This window comes from Microbacterium sp. 22195 (genome assembly GCF_052056515.1).
GTDB lineage: Bacteria > Actinomycetota > Actinomycetes > Actinomycetales > Microbacteriaceae > Microbacterium.
The window spans coordinates 1,428,179-1,445,635 of the sequence record NZ_JBQEPE010000001.1 but is presented as its reverse complement, the minus strand read 5'-3'; the positions used below and the strand labels follow the sequence as shown (position 1 = coordinate 1,445,635).

20 protein-coding genes and 1 pseudogene are annotated in these 17,457 nt (G+C 70.5%); 15 read left to right on the top strand and 6 right to left on the bottom strand.

The features are described from left to right. Nucleotides 1-95 precede the first annotated feature (95 nt). A complete protein-coding gene (locus ACTJJ4_RS07030; RefSeq protein ID WP_440942602.1) occupies nt 96-1,616 on the top strand; it encodes a polysaccharide biosynthesis tyrosine autokinase in 1,521 nt (506 codons plus the stop codon). After that, complete coding sequence (locus ACTJJ4_RS07025) at nt 1,613-2,659, top strand: hypothetical protein (RefSeq protein ID WP_440942601.1); 1,047 nt, start codon at nt 1,613-1,615, stop codon at nt 2,657-2,659. Before ACTJJ4_RS07030 ends, ACTJJ4_RS07025 begins: the two co-directional genes overlap by 4 nt. Before the next feature lie 56 nt (nt 2,660-2,715). Here ACTJJ4_RS07025 and ACTJJ4_RS07020 read toward each other — a convergent pair whose 3' ends face one another. Beyond that, nucleotides 2,716-3,588, bottom strand: coding sequence for a helix-turn-helix domain-containing protein (locus ACTJJ4_RS07020; RefSeq protein ID WP_440942600.1), 873 nt, complete (start codon nt 3,586-3,588; stop codon nt 2,716-2,718). A 73-nt stretch (nt 3,589-3,661) separates the two neighbouring features. Between ACTJJ4_RS07020 and ACTJJ4_RS07015 the strand changes: the two genes are divergently transcribed. Further along, complete coding sequence (locus ACTJJ4_RS07015) at nt 3,662-3,949, top strand: PqqD family protein (RefSeq protein ID WP_440942599.1); 288 nt, start codon at nt 3,662-3,664, stop codon at nt 3,947-3,949. A gap of 53 nt (nt 3,950-4,002) precedes the next feature. Next, nucleotides 4,003-4,902 carry a hypothetical protein gene (locus ACTJJ4_RS07010; protein ID WP_440942598.1) on the top strand — a complete coding sequence of 300 codons (900 nt, stop codon included), beginning with the start codon at nt 4,003-4,005 and terminating at the stop codon, nt 4,900-4,902. Nucleotides 4,903-4,914: 12 nt separating this feature from the next. Here ACTJJ4_RS07010 and ACTJJ4_RS07005 read toward each other — a convergent pair whose 3' ends face one another. Together ACTJJ4_RS07005 and ACTJJ4_RS07000 are read right to left on the bottom strand one after the other, a co-directional pair. Beyond that, nucleotides 4,915-5,568: an arsenate reductase/protein-tyrosine-phosphatase family protein gene (locus ACTJJ4_RS07005; protein WP_440942597.1), complete on the bottom strand. Its 654-nt coding sequence runs from the start codon at nt 5,566-5,568 to the stop codon at nt 4,915-4,917. Nucleotides 5,569-5,813: 245 nt separating this feature from the next. After that, on the bottom strand, nt 5,814-6,764 hold the full coding sequence (locus ACTJJ4_RS07000; RefSeq protein ID WP_440942596.1) for a Ppx/GppA phosphatase family protein: 951 nt from the start codon (nt 6,762-6,764) through the stop codon (nt 5,814-5,816). Between the two features lie 89 nt (nt 6,765-6,853). Here ACTJJ4_RS07000 and coaA point away from each other — a divergent pair, with 89 nt between their 5' ends. Both coaA and glmS read left to right on the top strand, forming a co-directional pair. Beyond that, complete coding sequence (gene coaA / locus ACTJJ4_RS06995) at nt 6,854-7,795, top strand: type I pantothenate kinase (RefSeq protein ID WP_292700491.1); 942 nt, start codon at nt 6,854-6,856, stop codon at nt 7,793-7,795. 58 nt (nt 7,796-7,853) lie between these two features. Beyond that, nucleotides 7,854-9,704 carry a glutamine--fructose-6-phosphate transaminase (isomerizing) gene (gene glmS / locus ACTJJ4_RS06990; RefSeq protein ID WP_440942595.1) on the top strand — a complete coding sequence of 617 codons (1,851 nt, stop codon included), beginning with the start codon at nt 7,854-7,856 and terminating at the stop codon, nt 9,702-9,704. 169 nt (nt 9,705-9,873) lie between these two features. Here the strand turns inward: glmS and ACTJJ4_RS06985 are convergent, their stop codons facing one another. Beyond that, on the bottom strand, nt 9,874-10,368 hold the full coding sequence (locus tag ACTJJ4_RS06985; RefSeq protein WP_440942836.1) for an endonuclease domain-containing protein: 495 nt from the start codon (nt 10,366-10,368) through the stop codon (nt 9,874-9,876). A 201-nt stretch (nt 10,369-10,569) separates the two neighbouring features. Then, nucleotides 10,570-10,707 (bottom strand): annotated as a pseudogene (locus ACTJJ4_RS06980) (type IV toxin-antitoxin system AbiEi family antitoxin domain-containing protein); the annotation flags it as partial. A gap of 223 nt (nt 10,708-10,930) precedes the next feature. Between ACTJJ4_RS06980 and ACTJJ4_RS06975 the strand changes: the two are divergent. From ACTJJ4_RS06975 to tsaE, 5 genes are all read left to right on the top strand, one after another. Beyond that, nucleotides 10,931-11,296 (top strand): ArsR/SmtB family transcription factor, encoded by a 366-nt coding sequence (locus ACTJJ4_RS06975; RefSeq protein ID WP_440942594.1) that lies wholly within the window; start codon nt 10,931-10,933, stop codon nt 11,294-11,296. Further along, complete coding sequence (locus ACTJJ4_RS06970) at nt 11,293-11,784, top strand: SRPBCC domain-containing protein (RefSeq protein ID WP_440942593.1); 492 nt, start codon at nt 11,293-11,295, stop codon at nt 11,782-11,784. Before ACTJJ4_RS06975 ends, ACTJJ4_RS06970 begins: the two co-directional genes overlap by 4 nt. Nucleotides 11,785-11,942: 158 nt before the next feature. Next, nucleotides 11,943-12,305: a holo-ACP synthase gene (locus ACTJJ4_RS06965; RefSeq protein ID WP_311254700.1), complete on the top strand. Its 363-nt coding sequence runs from the start codon at nt 11,943-11,945 to the stop codon at nt 12,303-12,305. 29 nt (nt 12,306-12,334) lie between these two features. Next, the gene (gene alr / locus ACTJJ4_RS06960; protein ID WP_440942592.1) at nt 12,335-13,441 is read left to right on the top strand and encodes an alanine racemase; all 1,107 of its coding nucleotides are present in this window, start codon (nt 12,335-12,337) and stop codon (nt 13,439-13,441) included. Beyond that, nucleotides 13,438-13,920: a tRNA (adenosine(37)-N6)-threonylcarbamoyltransferase complex ATPase subunit type 1 TsaE gene (gene tsaE / locus ACTJJ4_RS06955; RefSeq protein ID WP_292700511.1), complete on the top strand. Its 483-nt coding sequence runs from the start codon at nt 13,438-13,440 to the stop codon at nt 13,918-13,920. The genes alr and tsaE overlap by 4 nt, the downstream gene beginning before the upstream one ends. A 20-nt stretch (nt 13,921-13,940) precedes the next feature. Here the strand turns inward: tsaE and ACTJJ4_RS06950 are convergent, their stop codons facing one another. Then, nucleotides 13,941-14,810 (bottom strand): tetratricopeptide repeat protein, encoded by an 870-nt coding sequence (locus ACTJJ4_RS06950; protein WP_440942591.1) that lies wholly within the window; start codon nt 14,808-14,810, stop codon nt 13,941-13,943. Between the two features lie 68 nt (nt 14,811-14,878). Here ACTJJ4_RS06950 and tsaB point away from each other — a divergent pair, with 68 nt between their 5' ends. The 4 genes from tsaB to ACTJJ4_RS06930 are packed head-to-tail and all read left to right on the top strand — an operon-like array spanning nt 14,879 to nt 17,455. After that, complete coding sequence (gene tsaB, locus ACTJJ4_RS06945; RefSeq protein ID WP_440942590.1) at nt 14,879-15,466, top strand: tRNA (adenosine(37)-N6)-threonylcarbamoyltransferase complex dimerization subunit type 1 TsaB; 588 nt, start codon at nt 14,879-14,881, stop codon at nt 15,464-15,466. Then, on the top strand, nt 15,463-15,951 hold the full coding sequence (rimI, locus tag ACTJJ4_RS06940; protein ID WP_440942589.1) for a ribosomal protein S18-alanine N-acetyltransferase: 489 nt from the start codon (nt 15,463-15,465) through the stop codon (nt 15,949-15,951). The genes tsaB and rimI overlap by 4 nt, the downstream gene beginning before the upstream one ends. Then, nucleotides 15,948-17,012: a tRNA (adenosine(37)-N6)-threonylcarbamoyltransferase complex transferase subunit TsaD gene (tsaD, locus tag ACTJJ4_RS06935; protein ID WP_440942588.1), complete on the top strand. Its 1,065-nt coding sequence runs from the start codon at nt 15,948-15,950 to the stop codon at nt 17,010-17,012. Before rimI ends, tsaD begins: the two co-directional genes overlap by 4 nt. Continuing rightward, nucleotides 17,009-17,455, top strand: coding sequence for a hypothetical protein (locus tag ACTJJ4_RS06930; protein ID WP_440942587.1), 447 nt, complete (start codon nt 17,009-17,011; stop codon nt 17,453-17,455). Before tsaD ends, ACTJJ4_RS06930 begins: the two co-directional genes overlap by 4 nt. Nucleotides 17,456-17,457: the final 2 nt, after the last annotated feature.

Below are 17,457 nucleotides of genomic sequence, written 5' to 3'. Positions count from 1 at the left end.
CCCGGATGTCGCCAGGGAACGCCTGTCGCCGCGGCATCCGACTGCTAGATTCGAAGGCATTATTGCGTCGTACGGACTGAGGGGTGCACGCGCGCATGGAGTTGAGGGACTACCTGCGGATCTTCCGCGCACACTGGCTGGGCATGCTGGCCGTCATCGTGGGCGCCGTGGTGCTCGCCTTCGGCTGGACGCTGACGCAGCCCAAGGTGTACACGGCGGACGCCACAGCTCTCGTGCGGACGACCGGCGGCGATGAGCTCGGGACGGTCAGCCTCGGCAACAGCATCGCCTCGCAGCGCGTCAAGACCTATGTCGAGATCGGCCAGAGCCGCTCGGTCGCCGACCGCGTGATCACGGAGCTCGACCTCGCGAAGTCGCCCGACTCGCTGATCAACCAGGTCAGCATCACGAACCCGATCGACACGACCTCGCTGAAGGTCACGGCGAACGGCTCGAGCCCGGAGCAGTCCCGCGATCTCGCAGAGGCCTGGGTTCGTGCGATGATCGCCGAGGTCAACAAGATCGAGTCCGGGGAACCCGACAAGACCGGTTCGGTCTTCCTCAGCGCCGTCGACTCGGCCCGCCTGCCCAGCAGCCCGTCCTCGCCCAACACCAAGCTCGCTCTCGCGATCGGCGCCCTCGTGGGCCTCGCGCTCGCGATCGGCTACGGCCTGCTGCGCTACACCCTCGATCGCCGCATCCGCTCTGTCGAGGCCGTGGAGCGCGAGACCGGCGTCGCCGTGGTGGGCACCGTCCCGGAGGAGAAGACCTTCACCGCGGACGACCGTCTCATCCCGTTCGACGGCGGCAATTCCGCCAACAGCTCCAAGGCGCACCTGTTCGCGATCGCCGAGGCCATGCGCGAGCTGCGCACCAACATCCAGTTCATGGACGTCGACAATCCCCCGCGGGTGATGGTCATCACCAGTCCGCTTCCGGGAGACGGCAAGTCGACCACCGCCTCGAACCTGGCGATCACGCTCGCCTCGAGCGGTCAGAAGGTCGTCCTGATCGACGGTGACCTGCGCCGCCCCATGATCGACACGGTCTTCGGCCTGCCCAAGGGCGCGGGCCTCTCCGACGTGCTGGCCGGGCGTGCGGAGCTGGCCGACGTCGCCCACCGCGTCGGCGGCAACGGGCGCCTGTTGGTCATCGGAGCGGGCAAGATCCCGCCGAACCCGAGCGAGGTGCTCGGCTCCGCCCGCATGAAGGAACTGCTCGAGGCGATCTCCCGCGAGGCCATCGTGATCATCGACGCGCCGCCGCTGATCCCGGTCACCGACGCCGCCGTCCTCGCCCACAGCACCGACGGCGCGATCGTCGTCGCCACGGTCGGCAAGACCACCTTCGAGGTTCTCGGCAAGGCGCTCAGCAACCTCGAGCGCGCCGGCGCACGCGCCCTCGGCATCGTGCTCAACCGGGTGCCGCGGCGGGGCAGCGGTGCCGCCTATTACGGCTACCAGTACCACGGCGACTACTACCGCGTGGAGAAGCCCGAGGAGGAGACAGCTCAGCTGCTCGCGGGCACGCCGAGCAGCGAACCCGTGCGCAGCGAGCCGGCGGCCCGTGAAGACGACGGGGCCCCACTGCGCAGAAGCACGCATCGCGCGTCATGACGGCGGACCTCGTCGTCGACGTGCTCGGCCTGCACGTCCTGATCGAGCCGGGGGATGCCCTCGACGAGGCACAGTGCGAGCGACTCCGCGCGGCATGGAGCGGCGCGATCAGCGCGGATGCCGTGACGACGCCCGACCTGACCGTCTCCTTCGACGCCGAAGCGTCCTTCGACGAGGGGATGGAGCGTCTCACCGTCGACGTGACACTCGCCGCCCTGGAAGCCCTCCGCGGGCGCGCGCTGATGTTCCACGCGGCGGGCGTGGCGGATGCCGAGGGGCGCGTCATCGCATTCGTCGGCCCGTCAGGCCGCGGCAAGACGACCCTCAGCCGGGCGCTCGGACGTCGGTTCGGCTACGTCTCCGACGAGACCGTCGCCGCGGACGAGGCCCGCGCCGTTCATCCGTACCGCAAGCCGCTGTCCGTGGTGCGCAAGGATCTCCCCAAGGAGCAGGTCTCGCCCGTCGACGCGGGGCTCCTCCCGGTTCCCTCGGCCCCCCTGCGGCTCAGCGGGCTCGTGCTGATCGATCGTGATCCGGAGCTGGCCGCCCCGCAGCTGAGCACCGTGCCCCTCGCCGAGGCGCTGCCCGAGCTCGTGACGCAGATGAGCTACCTGCGCGACCATCCGGCTCCGCTGCAGTCGATCGCCCGCCTGTGCGATGCGGTCGGAGGCGTGCGGATGCTGCGCTATCCGGATGCCGAGACCGTTCCGGCGATCATGCCCGAGATCTTCGGCGCCGAACCCGCAGCATCCGCATGGCATCCACTGGCTCTGCCGGAGACGAGCGGTCCATATGGCGTCGCGCAGGCGCGGGACGCCATCCAGACCGACGAGTACCTCATCGTCATGGTGGAGTCCGAGCTGAAGGTGCTCGACGGCATCGCGCCCACCATCTGGCAGGCGGCTGCGGACGGCGCCGACCTCGAAGGCATCATCGCTGCCGTCGTGGACGCGCATGGTGAGCCTCCCGCCGGCTCGGCGCGGCAGATCGTCACAGACGCCGTGGACGAGCTCGTCCGCGCCGGCGTGATCAGCCGCATCTGATCGGTCGCCCTCCGGCATCCGCCTTCGCGGCGGCAGAAAGACGTCGACTCGCGCGCTCAGGCGCCGCGCTCGGCGTTGCGCAGCTCGACCGGAGCAGGCGACCCTTCGGCGTGCAGCGCCCGGCGCAGCTGCAGGGCGGAGGTGAACCCCGCATATCGCGAGATCTCCTCGACGGTCAGGCCGGAGTACAGCGGGTTGCGCAGCATCGACTCCGCCAGCTCGATGCGCATCCGGCGCAGCATGTCACCGGGCCGGAGGCCCGCGCCCGCGAAGGCGCGTTGCAGCTGCCTCGGGGAGATGTGCAGCTCAGCGGCGAGCTGAGGCGTGGAGAAGTTCGGGTCCTCGCGGTGCATCAGCATGATCGAGCGGGCGCGCTCCACGAGCGAGCTGGGGCGAGGGCCGGTCTCGATCGACTGCTGCTCCACCAGCGCGCCGAACAGCATCTCCGCCACGAGGCGCTCGATCGCGTACTGCGACATCGACGAACCCTCATCCCCGTGGCGCACGACCGCCTGCGCGAAGGTGCGGAAGCCGATCGTGAGGGGCGAGGAGTGCAGCACAGCGGCATCCGGGGTCCTGCCCTCCGTGAACTCCTGCAGCAGCCGTTCCGGCACCCACACCGCCAGCACGTCCGAGCCCGGTTCCCACTCCAGATTCTGCTCGGCGTCAGGCGGAAGGAACAGGCCGAGTGGGGCGGGACTCGAGGGAGCGGCATCCGCTGTCGGAACCTTCCGCCCCTCGCCGGGGAAGAGCACCACCGTGCTGCGTCGCGTTCCCACTTCGATCGGCGACCAGCGCCAAGCCGTCTCGCGGGCGCGATGCCAGGTCATCGTGATCGACCGGAACGAGCGCGCAGCGACCAGCCCTGCGACGTGGGTGGGGATGCCGAGGTGCGCAGAGATCAACGAGGTGACGCTGGAGGATGCCATGGGGGGAAGATGCAGTCCGGTTGCCGTGCACGCCACCGGGGGTGTGACGCGCACAGGCGCTAGGCTACCAAGCGTGACGGGGTGGGGGAGCGCATCGGTGCGCATCGGCGACGATGTGGCCTGGACCGCGGACGAGTCCCGCGTCGTCGCACTCGACCTCGCACAGCCGGGCGCGAGTCCCCTCGTGCTGGAGTCGACCTCCGCCGTCATCTGGGAGGAGATCGCGATCCGCGGCCCGATCCAGGTGGACGAGCTGCTGGGACTGCTCGCCCAGACTTTCGATGTGCGGGTCGACGAGATCCGCTCCGACGTCGACAGCCTGCTCGCCGAACTGCGATCCCGTCGGCTGCTCGCCGGCTGAGTGGGAACACGCGGCGCGCTGCGTCGGTATGGTCGGAGAGGGAAGGGGGTGACGTGGCGACTGTCATGAATTTCGCGCTGGGCGAGGCGAACGAGCTCGCGCACGCGATGATGGCGCGGATCGGCCGCGACCACGGCATCCGCACCCTGTCGATCAAGGGGCTGGTGGCCGACCGCTACGGCCTGCGCCGGCCACGTGTCGCCGCCGATGCCGACGTGATCGTCGACCCCGCCCGCTTCGACGAGTTCTGCCGGCTGCTGCGGGACTATGGCTGGCATCTGCGCGTGGAGCGCGAGGTGCCCTCGCTGCTCGGACCGCATTCCGTCACGCTCATCCGCGACGACTGGCCCAACGACATCGACGCGCATGTGCGGTTCCCCGGATTCTTCGCCGACGACCAGACCGTCTTCGAGCGGCTGTGGAGCACGCGCTCGACCATGGAGGTGGCGCACTGCGAGGTGACCGTGCCCTCGCGGGCCGCGAGCGCCGTCATCGCCGCACTGCACGCGGTGCGCTACACGAAGTCCATGCGCCACGCCGGAGAGCTCGAGCGCGTCGCGGAGCTGCTCATCGATGACTTCTCGGATGCTGAGCGCGAGGAGTTCCTCGACGTCGCATGCGTCGGGAGAGCGCAGTGGGTGCTGCGTGAGCTGTTCGACCTCGTCGGGCGCCCGTACGAGATGGACGCCACACCGCGCCAGATGCAGTTGTGGGAGACCAACCGGGCGACCGTCGAGGACGGCGCGGCCGTCTCCTGGCTGAGCACGCTGCGCTCGGCGCCGCTGCACCGCAAGCCGGCCGTCCTCGCGCGCGCTCTGTGGATCTCACGCGAGGAGATCCCGCGCAACGACGTGAACCGCCTGCCCACGGCGCGCGAGGCGTGGGCGCATCGGATGCTGCGCTGGAGACGCGGTGGCATCGCCCTCTGGCACTACGCCCGCTGGCGGCGCTGAGGGATCCGGGCGTCAGGCCAGGGCGATGCGGACGACCCGCTCCACCTGGGTCAGTGCGGGAAGCAGCTGCGCGGCGGACTGCTCGTACACCTCGAGGGACTGGCGGTACGGGTCGATCACGTCCTCATCGCCGGTGGCGCGCGGTGCGACGCCGCGCTGATCGGCGACGGCCTGCACCAGCACGCCGAAGCGGGACCGCGGGTTGCCCGCGCTGCGGGCGATGCGCCGCAGCACGCCGTCGTCGAGCGAGGCGGCCAGACGCGCGAACTCGCGCACCGTGAACGTGCTGTGCATGCGGCGAGGGGTGAGCTGCATGGCGGCGGTGCTGTGCTGACCCGTCATGGTCAGGATCAGATCCGCGTCGTTCATCAGCGTCTCCGACAGCAGGCGCGCGCGATGGGCGGCGATGCGCTCCGGGGAGACGCCGTTCCGCTCGGCGAGGGTGCGCGCCTCGTTCGGCATCCCGTGCCCGACGAGGGCCTGCGTCCCCGCGCTGTGCACGCGGAGATCGAGGTCGGCGAGGCGCGTGGCCAGCACGGCCTCGGCGAGGGGCGAGCGGCAGATGTTGCCGGTGCACACCGTCATGATGTTCGGCTGCACGTCGGGGACGTCCTCATGGGTGCTCGCGAACAGGGCGGCCAGGGAGAACTCGGATCCAGCGGTCATGGTCGTCTCCGGGGGTCTCGGCGACCGCCCGTCGGAGTCGAGGGCCGGCAGCGGCGTTTCGGGGTCCGCACGCAGCAGGCGACGCTCACGGCGAGTCCTCGCCATGGGTGCGTCGATTCCGCTGCCTGGCCTCCCCAGAAGGCCGCGATCCTCAGATCGATGCATCCTCACACTCTAGCCGTGGCTGCTTTCCGGGCCACCATCGAATCCGTGATCGTTCGCGGGTCCGCGGCAGGCGGCCGATGTCAGCGCAGCGGGACCGTCGGTCCCATTCCGGACTGCTCGATGTACCGCAGCAGCACCCCCTCGCGCAGCGCCCACGGGCACACCTCGAGTTCGTCGATGTCCAGCATCTCCATCGCGGTGAGCAGGCACACCGCGGCGGCCGTGATCTGGAACGTGCGGTCAGGTGTGATCCCGGGGAGCTCCTGACGAGCGGATGCCGGGATGCGGGCCAGTCGCGGCACCCAGGAGGCCAGCGAGGCGCGGGGGAGCAGCATCCGCTCCGACCCGGACCAGCCACGCGTCGGATAGCCGACCAGCCGCGCCAGTGATCGGATCGCCTTCGACGTTCCGACGATGTGGTCGGGATCGGGGAGCACGCGGAAGCTCTCGACGATCGGTGCCAGGGTGCTCTCGGCGTGCGCGCGAAGCAGGGCGACGCGCTCCTCCCCGGGAGGATCGTCCTGCAGGAACTGCAGCGTCATGCGCCCGGCGCCGAGGGGAGCGGATGCCGAGACCTCGGGCAGCTCGTCCTCGCCGGCTGCGAACTCGAACGAGCCACCGCCGATGTCGAGCAGCATCAGCCGTCCCGCCGACCAGCCGAACCAGCGGCGCACGGCGAGGAAGGTGAGCTCGGCCTCCATCTCGCCGGTCAGCACCTGCAGCGGCTGGCCGAGCCGGGCCTCGATGCGGGAGATGACCTCCGCGCCGTTGGCGGCCTCACGCACCGCGCTCGTGGCCGTCGCGATCAGAGTGTGCAGGTCGTCTGCGTCGGCGACCCGGCGAGCCTGATCGACGGCATCCTCCAGGGCCGCGACCCCCTCGGGGCTGATCGCGCCCTCGGGCGTGAGGTAGCGCATCAGGCGCAGCACCGTCCGGTCGCTCGTCGTCGCCAGCGGGCGTCCACCGGGGTGGATGTCGGCGGCCAGCATGTGGACGGTGTTGGAACCGATGTCGAGGACTCCCAGGCGCACGGCATGAGATTACTCGTGCGCGGACGCCGCGACATCCCTTGCAGATCGCCGCGACATCCGCTGTTCACCCGACGGATACGATGTAACGCGTGACCGCCGCCACCAACCTGCCGCTGTCCCAGTACCGCGAGATCGACCGCGCCGATTGGGCGCGCCTGTCGGCAGGCCTCGATCAGCCGCTCAGCGAGACCGAGGTCGTCGGCATCCGCGGCATCGGCGACCGGCTCAACCTCGACGAGGTGCGCGAGGTCTACATGCCGCTGAGCCGCCTGCTCAGCCTGTACGCGTCGTCGATCCGCAAGCTGGGCGCCGCGACCAGCGAGTTCCTGCAGGAGGACGACTCCACCACGCCGTTCGTGGTGGGCGTCGCCGGCTCCGTGGCTGTCGGCAAGTCGACCATCGCCCGCCTGCTGCGCGAGCTGATGAGCCGCTGGCCGGGGACGCCGCGGGTCGAGCTGGTCACCACCGACGGGTTCCTGTACCCGAACGCCGAGCTCGAGCGCCGCGGGCTGATGGACCGCAAGGGCTTCCCCGAGTCCTACGACCGCCGCTCGCTGATCGAGTTCCTCACCGAGGTGAAGAGCGGGGCATCCGAGGTGCGCGCACCGTTCTACTCGCACATGCGGTACGACATCGTGCCCGACGCGCACGTGGTCGTGCGCCGCCCCGACGTGGTGATTGTGGAAGGCCTGAACGTGCTGCAGCCGCCGCCCGCGCCGAACGACGTGGCGGTCAGCGACCTGTTCGACTTCTCGATCTATGTCGACGCCGACCCCAAGCACATCGAGCGCTGGTACATCGACCGCTTCCTCGCGCTGCGCAAGGGCGCGTTCGCGAATCCGTCGTCGTACTTCAACGTGTTCGCGCACCTCACCGACGACGAGGCGGTGACGACGGCTCTCGGGTACTGGAACGAGATCAACATGCCGAACCTGCTCGAGAACGTCATGCCCACCAAGCACCGCGCGACGCTCGTGCTGCGCAAGGGCGCCGACCACGCCGTGGAGAGCGTGCAGCTGCGCAAGGTGTGACCGCGGCTCCGACTTTCGTTCAGAGGCCTCGCAAAAACCCCCGATTATTCTGGATCCCATGTGTGGAATCGTCGGATACGTGGGCCCGCGGCCCAGCCAGGACATCCTTCTCGCGGGCCTGGCCCGTCTCGAGTACCGCGGGTACGATTCGGCGGGCATCGCCGTCATCGACGAGGACGGGCGCCTCGGGATGCGCAAGAAGGCAGGCAAGCTCAAGGTGCTGCGTGACTCGCTGGCGGATGCCGCGCTCGCCGACGGCACGACCGGCATCGGCCACACCCGCTGGGCGACGCATGGCGGACCGACCGACGGCAACGCTCACCCGCACCTCGCCGACGACGGCAGGCTGGCGCTGATCCACAACGGCATCATCGAGAACTTCGCAGTCCTCCGGGACGAGCTGACCGCCGAGGGTGTCACCTTCCTCAGCGAGACCGACACCGAGGTCGCCGCCGCCCTGGTCGGCCGGGAGTACGGTCGCACCGGCGACCTGGCCTCCGCCTTCCGCAACGTGGTCAACCGCCTGGAGGGCGCGTTCACGCTGCTGGCCGTTCACCAGGACGAGCCCGGTCTCGTGGTCGGCGCGCGCCGCAACTCGCCGCTGGTGATCGGCCTGGGCGAGGGCGAGAACTTCCTCGGCTCGGACGTCGCCGCGTTCGTCGAGCACACCCGCAGCGCACTCGCCATCGGGCAGGACCAGATCGTCGCGATCACCCCCGACTCGGTGACGGTCACCGATTTCGACGGCAACTCCGTCGAGGCACAGCCCTTCGAGGTCTCCTGGGACGCCGCGGCCGCCGAGAAGGGCGGCTGGTCCTCGTTCATGGCCAAGGAGGTCGCCGAGCAGCCCGAGGCCGTCGCGAACACCATCCGCGGCCGCATCCAGGGCGACGCGGTGGTCATCCCCGAGCTCGACGGGCTCGACGACCTGTTCACCGGCATCAACCGCGTGATCATCACCGCCTGCGGCACCGCGTCGTATGCGGCGCTGGTCGGCAAGTACGCGATCGAGCAGTGGGCGCGCGTGCCCGTCGACGTCGAGCTCGCGCACGAGTTCCGCTATCGCGACCCGGTGATCGGCGACGACACGCTCGTCGTCTCGATCAGCCAGTCCGGCGAGACGATGGACACCCTGATGGCGGTCAAGTACGCGAACGAGCGCGGTGCGAAGACCCTGTCGGTCTGCAACACGCAGGGCGCGACCATCCCGCGCGAGTCGGATGCCGTCGTCTACACGCACGCGGGCCCGGAGGTCGCCGTCGCGTCGACCAAGGCGTTCTCCGCTCAGATCACGGCGCTGCTCCTTCTCGGCCTGCACATGGGGCGGGTGCGCGGCACCGCCTCGGCATCCGATGTCCGTGAGGCCGTCGGCGAGCTGCAGTCGCTTCCCGAGAAGGTCGCGCAGGTGCTGGCCGAGGAGACCGAGCACGTCTCGCAGCTGGCCGGCTGGATGGCCGACACCCGCTCGGTGCTGTTCCTGGGCCGTCACGTCGGGTTCCCGATCGCGCTCGAGGGCGCGCTCAAGCTCAAGGAGATCTCCTACATCCACGCCGAGGGGTTCGCCGCCGGCGAGCTCAAGCACGGCCCGATCGCGCTGATCGAGCCCGGTCAGCCCGTGTTCGTGCTGGTGCCCTCGCCGCGCCACTCCGCGCTGATTCACTCCAAGGTGGTCTCGAACATCCAGGAGATCCGCGCCCGCGGCGCCCGTGTGATCGTCGTGGCGGAGGAGGGTGACGCCGCCGTGCTGCCCTACGCCGACGAGGTCATCCGCATCCCGCTCGCCGGGCCGCTGTTCGAGCCGATCCTCGCGGTCGTCCCGCTGCAGATCTTCGCGATGGCGCTCGCCACGGCCAAGGGTCTGGACGTCGACCAGCCCCGCAACCTCGCGAAGTCGGTCACGGTGGAGTGAGCTGGGAGCTCCGGGCTTTCGTGTTCGGTCTTTCTGCTTTCGTCCGCAGGTCGAGGTGACATCGCGGATGCCGAAGCGTCGGTTCCCGGCATCCGGACGTGTGAATCGGCCTGCGGACGAAGCGGATGGAGCGGATAGGACGGGGACCGGACTGGTCGGCGACGCGAAGTCAAGCGTGCGCGCGCCGTAATGCCGCGAGGATCGCCTCGAGCACGGTGTCCCAGGCCCTCAGGATCTGGACGTAATCAAAGCGCAGCGACTCATAGCCCAGGGCGGATGCTGCCGCATCGCGCCGCAGATCCCTGTGGCGCCGCGGACCGGTGTGGTTGTCCTCGCCGTCCGCTTCGACGATCAGTCGACCCTCGATCACGAAGTCGACCCGGCCTACCCCGTCGATATGGACCTGCGTCCGGACATCGTCGATGCCCTGCAGATGCAGGCGGAGGCGCATCAGAGACTCCAGACCGCTATCGGCGTCGGGTCGGGCGAAGTCGACCAGCCACTGTGCGGAGCGAGGCAGGGCCGCGCGGATGCGCGCGCGATCGCCGGCGCCGATCAGTCGCTTTCGCCATGCCGACTCGAGCGCGCAGAAGAAGAACTCCTCGCCATGACAGAAGTACCCGTGGATGAGGGCATCTCGCACATCGGCGACCCCGAGCGACATCCTGCCCGGGTGGTAGTGGGCGACGCACGAGCATCCAGGATGCGGGTGCACCCGCCCGGTGGAACCGAGCCACACGTGCGGTTCGTCATCGTCCTCAAGTGTCCAGACCTCATGGTGCTGCAGCGCTCCGGCGCATGTGAGCGCCCCGCCGTGGCGTGCGGCGGCGATGGCGGCGTCTGTCGCCTTCGTGCTCGCGTACACGCCGCGTCGAAGCCGCCGGATCTCGCCTCGGTCAGCCGCCCGAGCGAGTTCATATCTGCTGAGCCCGAATGCCGTGAGCTGTCTGCCGCGGGCGAGGCCGTCGAAGCGGTCGAGAAGCTGGCGGGGCGTGATGAGCATGCTGCGATGCTGGCGGGAATCCGAGTGCCGTGGGTTCGCGAATCCAGTGGATGGGGACAACTCGTCGGATTCCCCGACTGTGCAGGGAGTCGCATCCCTTCGTCTGCAGGTCGGTGCGACGTCCCGGATGCCGGTTCGGTTGTTGTCTGCATCCAGACGCGCGAATCGGCCTGCGGATGAAAAAGGTGTAGCAAAGATAAGAGAAGACTTATATAGTCAGGGCGTGCACGAATTCGAGGTTCTCGCGGATGCTGTCCGTCGGCGGCTGCTGAGCGTGCTCGCCCTGGGCGAGCAGTCGGCGGGGATGCTGACCGACATCGCCCGCGAGGAGTTCGGCATCTCGCAGCCTGCAGTGTCGCAGCACCTGAAGGTGCTGCGCGAGAACGGCTTCGCGACGGTGCGGGCCGAGGGGACACGTCGCGTCTACGCGCTGGATCAGGCGGGGCTGGATGCTGCCGCCCGCGCGCTCGCGCGGCTGAGCGGTCCGCTCGGTCAGCGCTTCGACGCACTGCACACCGAGGTCGCGCGGGGACGCCGCGCGGTATCCGGAAAGAGCAGCACGAAGATCACGGAGAGGAACGCATCATGAGCATCACCCGTCCCGTCATCGAGAAGCATCCGTCCGGCTTCCGGCTCGTCTACGAGGACGTCTACGCCACCGACATCGACGACCTCTGGCAGGCGATCACCACGCCCGATCGCCTCGGGCGCTGGATGGTCGACCTGACCGGCGAGTTCCGGCTCGGCGGCACCTGGGCGGTCGTCGCGGAGGGCGATGAGCCGTCCTGGGCGACCGGCACCGTCACCTCCTGCGACGCACCGCTCTCGTTCACCACCACCTGGCATGCCGTCGAGGAGGAGCCGACCGAATTGACCGTCACGCTCGACGAGGTCGCCGGCGGCACCCGCATGCGCCTGGTGCACACCGGCATCCGTTCGATCTTCTACGGTGCTGGATGGCAGACCTATCTCGAGCGCCTCGCCGCCCACGTCGCAGGCGAGGCCTTCGCCCACGAATGGGATGCCCGGTTCGCGGAGCTCTCGCCGGAGTACGAGGCGCGGTTCGGGTCGCTCTGAGCTCGTGTCCCTTCGTCTGCAGGCCGGGGTGACGTTCCGGATGCCGGTTCGGTCGTTCTCGGCATCCGGACGTGCGACCCGGCCTGCGGACGGAAGAGCACGGCAGCGGAAGGGTGCCCCGGATGCCGGGCATCCGACGCCCCGAGTAGGCTGAACGGGTGATCATCGGCACCGGAATCGACCTCGTCGACGTCGCGCGGTTCGAGCGCTCGGTGACCCGCACTCCCCGGCTCCTTGCCCGTCTCTTCACGCCGTCCGAGCAGCAGCTGCGCCTGCGCTCGCTGGCCGCACGGTACGCCGCCAAGGAGGCGCTGATCAAGGCGCTCGGCGGCAGCGACGGCGTGTACTGGACCGAGATCGAGATCGCCTCCGAGGCCTCCGGCCGTCCGCACTTCGTATTGAGCGGCTCCACTGCGGCCGTCGTCGCCGAGCGCGGCATCACCGCCCTGCACCTGAGCCTCACCCACGACGCCGGCCTCGCCGCGGCGTACGTCATCGCCGAGAGGACGGACGCCGCATGAGCAGCCTCGCACGAGACAGGGACCTCCGCATGACCCGCACCTTCCCGTTCCGTCAGGCCACGATCGACCTCGGCGCGATCGCCGAGAACGTCCGCCACCTGCGTAGCCTCACGGGCGTGCAGGTGATCGGCGTCGTCAAGGCGAACGGCTACGGGCACGGTGCCGCCGCCGTCGCCACGGCGGCGCTCGCCGGGGGCGCCTCGCGAATCGGCACGGCGACCCTGGAGGAGTCCTTCGCACTGCGCCGCGCGGGCATCACCGCGCCGCTGGTCGCCTGGCTGCACGAACCCGGCCGGCGGTTCGACGACGCGGTCGAGGCCGAGATCGAGATCGGCGTCTCCTCGTTCGCGCAGCTCAACGCCGCATCCGAGGCCGGATCCCAGGCATCCGTCCACCTCAAGGTCGACACCGGGCTCTCCCGCAACGGCATCCCCACCGAGCAGCTCGAGCAGGTGCTCGCCGAAGCCGCCCGGCTGGAGCGCATCGGACGCATCCGCATCGTCGGGATCTTCAGCCATCTCTCCGGCGCGAGCCCCGACGATGACCGGGCGCAGCTCGCCCGGTACCAGGAGATCCTCGCGCAGGCCGGGTCCTTCGGCATCAGTCCGGAGATCCGCCACCTCGCCGCCACCGCAGGCGCCATCTCGCTGCCCGAGGCGCGACTCGACGCGGTGCGCGTGGGTCTCGGCATCTACGGACTCTCGCCCTTCGCCGACCGCACCTCGGCCGATCTGGGACTGCGTCCGGCGATGAAGCTCAGCGCGGCTGTCGCGAACGTCCGCCGGGTCGCCGCCGGCACCGGCGTCTCGTACGACTACGCTTACCGCTGCGACCGCGACACCACGCTCGCGCTCGTGCCGCTCGGCTACGCCGACGGCGTGCCGCGTCAGGCATCCGGCCTCGGCCCGGTGCTGATCAACGGCCGCCCGCACACCGTCGCGGGCCGCATCGCCATGGACCAGTTCGTCGTCGACGTCGGCGACGAGCCCGTCGAGGTGGGCGACGAGGTGGTGCTGTTCGGCGACCCGACCCTCGGTCATCCGTCGGCGACGGACTGGGCGGATGCCGCGGGCACCATCAACTACGAGATCGTCACGCGCATCGGCGACCGCGTCCCCCGGCGGACGGTGTCATGAGCATCGATCCCGCGTTCCTGGGGCGGCACGAGATCGCCACTTCGGATGCCATGGAGCGGCTCGGCCTGCACATCGGCGAGCAGCTGCAGGCCGGCGACCTGCTCGTGCTGACCGGGCCGCTCGGTGCCGGCAAGACGACCTTCACACGCGGTCTCGCCGAGGGGCTCGGCGTGCGCGGGCCCGTGCAGAGCCCGACCTTCGTGATCGCCCGGACGCATCCCTCGCTGGTCGGGGGAGCGCCGCTCGTGCACGTGGACGCCTACCGTCTCGGCTCGGCCGCCGAACTCGACGACCTGGACATCGACTTCGCCCGCTCAGTGGTGGTGATCGAGTGGGGGCGGCCGATGGCCTCGTCGGTGGCGGATGCCTGGTGGGACATCGAGCTGGAGCGTCCGGTCGGAGGCGTCGCAGACCTGGCGGACGAGGACCTGGACGCCGATGCGCCGAGGTTCGTGACGATCGAGCGCGTCGAGGCCTGAGATCGTGCGGGCGCCGCGCGTCAGCGCGTGATGCCCATGTCGTCGAGGGATCCGTCCACGTCGAAGCCGAGCTCCTCGGCCGTGGCGAACTGCTCCTCGGCCGCATCCCGGTCCGGGGTGAGCCCGTCGTCCCCGCGCAGCAGCATGACGCCGGCGATGAACGCGGCGCGGGCGTGGCCGTTGTCGCCCGCGCGGCTGTACCACTCGACGGCCTTCCGCGCGTCCTGCTCGACGCCCCGGCCGGTCGCGTACATGCCGCCCAGATTCGCCTGCGCGCGTGCACTGCCCAGGTCGGCCGCCCGGCGGGTCCAGTCCGCCGCGGACTCGGGGCGGAGGATGCTGAGCTCGAACGCGGCATCCGCGTCTCCCCGCGCGGCCGCCGCGTCGAAGAACGGCAGGGCCGCGGCGACGTCCTGCGCGTACCCGTACCCCTGGCTGATGAAGTAGCCCAGCAGGAGCTGCACGCCGGCATCCTCGGGATCGGCGGAGTACAGCGCACTCAGGCGCTCGACGGCCGCGGGGGCCATCGACTCGTCCCGGGCGAAGTAGGCGGCCCGGATCCAGCCGAGCGCGCCGGCGGCGGAGCCTGCGTCATCGGCTCGGCGCAGGAGTGCGATGCCCTGTGCGAGATCCTTGCCCGGGTACGGCGCCCACGGCGCGACCTCGCCCGACACGTACAGCGCGCCGAGGTCGAGCATCGCCCTCACCAGGCCGCGGTCTGCGGCGGCCCGGTACGCCCGGATCATCACCTGGTCGGCGTCGCCAGGGAGCAGGCCGATCGTGTGCTCTGCGCGTTCGAACGAGCCGCGCAGCTCGACCGCGGCTCCGTACAGCTGCTCGGCGGTGGCGTCGGGGTCGATCAGGAGGCGGGAGGCGGTCTCGTAGCTCACACCATGACCGTACCCGCCGGGGCACGGCTCCCGGCCGAGGCCCAGCGGCCGCCGACTAATCTGGAGGGGTGATCCTCGCCGTCGACACCTCCCTGGGCACCGCCGTCGCCGTCATCGACGCCGACGGGCGCACTGTCGCCGAGGCCTCCACGCCGGACCCGCTCGGACACGCCGAGGTGATCGGCGATCTGCTCGCCCAGGTGGCGCAGCCGGGCATCACGCACGTGGTCGCGGGAATGGGCCCTGGACCCTTCACCGGCCTGCGCATCGGCATCGCGGCGGCGCGCACGTTCGCGCTCGGTCGCGGCATCCCGGTCATCCCGATCCCCAGCCACTTCGCGATCGCGCAGGCGGCGGGCATCCAGAGCCGATTCGCGGTCGTCACCGACGCTCGCCGTCGTGAGATCGCCGTGAGCGTCTTCGACGGAGCGGATGCCGACGGCATCCCGCACCTGGTGCTCCCCACCCGCCTGGAGAAGCGCGGTACCGAACTCGCCGAGCCGGTGCACGAGGTCACCGAGCTCTCGGCCTCCGCCCTCGCCCTCGTCGGCGCGCGCGCCATCGCCGCCGGACGGACCCTCGCCGATGCCGAGCCGCTCTATCTGCGCTCGCCGGATGTCGTGCTGCCCGGCGCTCCGAAGCGGGTGAGCGCATGACCCTCCGCCTCGCGACCGGCGACGACCTCGCCGCGATCATGGACCTCGAGCGCCGCAGCTTCCCCACCGACGCGTGGAGCGAGGACACCATGCGCGCCGAGGTCGCCAGCGCTCACAACCACTACCTCGTCGACGAGGAGGACGGCCGCGTCGTGGGCTACGGCGGGCTGCGCGCCCTGCGCGGCGGATCGGATGCCGACATCCAGACCATCGCGCTCGATGAATCGGTCCGGGGGCAGGGGAGGGGCCGCGCCCTGCTGCGCGCGCTGATCTCCGAGGCGGCCGCCCGCGGCGCCCGCGAGCTGTTCCTCGAAGTGCGCGCCGACAATCCCGTGGCCGAGGGCCTGTACCGGTCGGAGGGCTTCGCGGAGCTGGGCCGCCGCCCGCGCTACTACCAGCCCGACGACGTGGACGCCGTGGTGATGCGGCTCGACCTGCACGCCTGGACCGTCGGCGCAGCATCCGAGCAGGAGACCTCCGCATGACCACCACCGAACCCCTGGTGCTCGGCATCGAGACCAGCTGCGACGAGACGGGCATCGGCATCGTGCGCGGCCGCACCCTGCTCTCGAACACGATCGCGTCGAGCATGGACGAGCACGCCCGCTACGGCGGGGTCGTGCCCGAGGTCGCCGCACGCGCGCACCTGGAGGCCCTGCAGCCGTCCATCGAGCGCGCCCTCGCCGAGGCGCAGGTGACCCTCGACGACCTGGACGCCATCGCCGTGACCAGCGGTCCGGGCCTGGCCGGCGCGCTCATGGTCGGCGTGGGCGCCGCCAAGGGGCTCGCCGTGTCGCTGGGCAAGCCGCTGTACGCCGTGAACCATCTGGTCGGGCACATCGCCGCCGACATCGTCGCCGGGGACGCGGAGCCCATCGAGTACCCGACGATCGCCCTGCTCGTCAGCGGCGGCCACACCTCGCTGCTGCACGTGCGCGATCTCACGACCGACGTCGAGCTGCTCGGCGAGACCGTCGACGACGCGGCCGGCGAGGCTTTCGACAAGGTCGCGCGCCTGCTGGGGCTTCCGTACCCCGGCGGGCCGCAGATCGACAGGGCCGCGGCCGGCGGCGACCCGAAGGCGATCCGCTTCCCGCGCGGACTTTCCAAGGCATCCGATCTGGAGAGGCACCGCTACGACTTCTCGTTCTCGGGGCTGAAGACGGCGGTCGCCCGCTGGATCGAGCGCGCCGAGGCGAACGGCGAGGAGGTCCCCGTCGCCGATGTCGCCGCCAGCTTCCGCGAAGCGGTGGTCGACGTGCTGGTGACCAAGGCGCTCGCCGCCTGCCAGGACCGCGGAGTCCCTCGCCTGCTGCTGGGCGGCGGCGTGATCGCCAATCGGCGTCTGCGCGAGGTGACGCTGGAGCGTGCCGCCGCAGCGGGCGTCACCGTGCGCATCCCTCCTCTGAGCCTGTGCACGGACAACGGCGCGATGATCGCGGGTCTCGCCGCGGAGCTGATCTCGAGCGGCCGTGGCGCGTCGACACTGGCGTTCGGGGCGGACTCGACGCTGCCCGTGACCGAGATCCAGGTGAGCCCGGCATGACCGATCCGCGCATCGAGGGGCCCACTCCCGAGGTCGAGCGACCGGAGGGGAGCGCGGCGCTGCCCGGTGCGTCGAAGGGGTACGGCAAGCTGCCGACGGCGCCGATCCCGGTCGAGCGGACGAATCACGAGCCGGATGCCGAGGAGTTCGCGGCCCGGTCGGACTGGGAGCCGCATGCGGAGTCGGACCCGGCGCCGGTGGATGATGCCCGGCTCGCGCCGTGGGCCCTGTTCGCTGCGATCGTCGCGCTGGCGACGTCGATGTTCGTGGGCTGGGGGATTCCGGTGGCGATCGTCGCCGTGATCTCCGCCATCATGTCGCTGCGCCGCCCGCTGGAGAGCCGCGCCATCGCGATGTGGGCTCTGGTTCTCGGACTGTGTGCCACTCTGTTCAGTGCGGGCTGGCTGATCTGGGCGACGATGCAGTTCGAGAGACTGGGGTGACG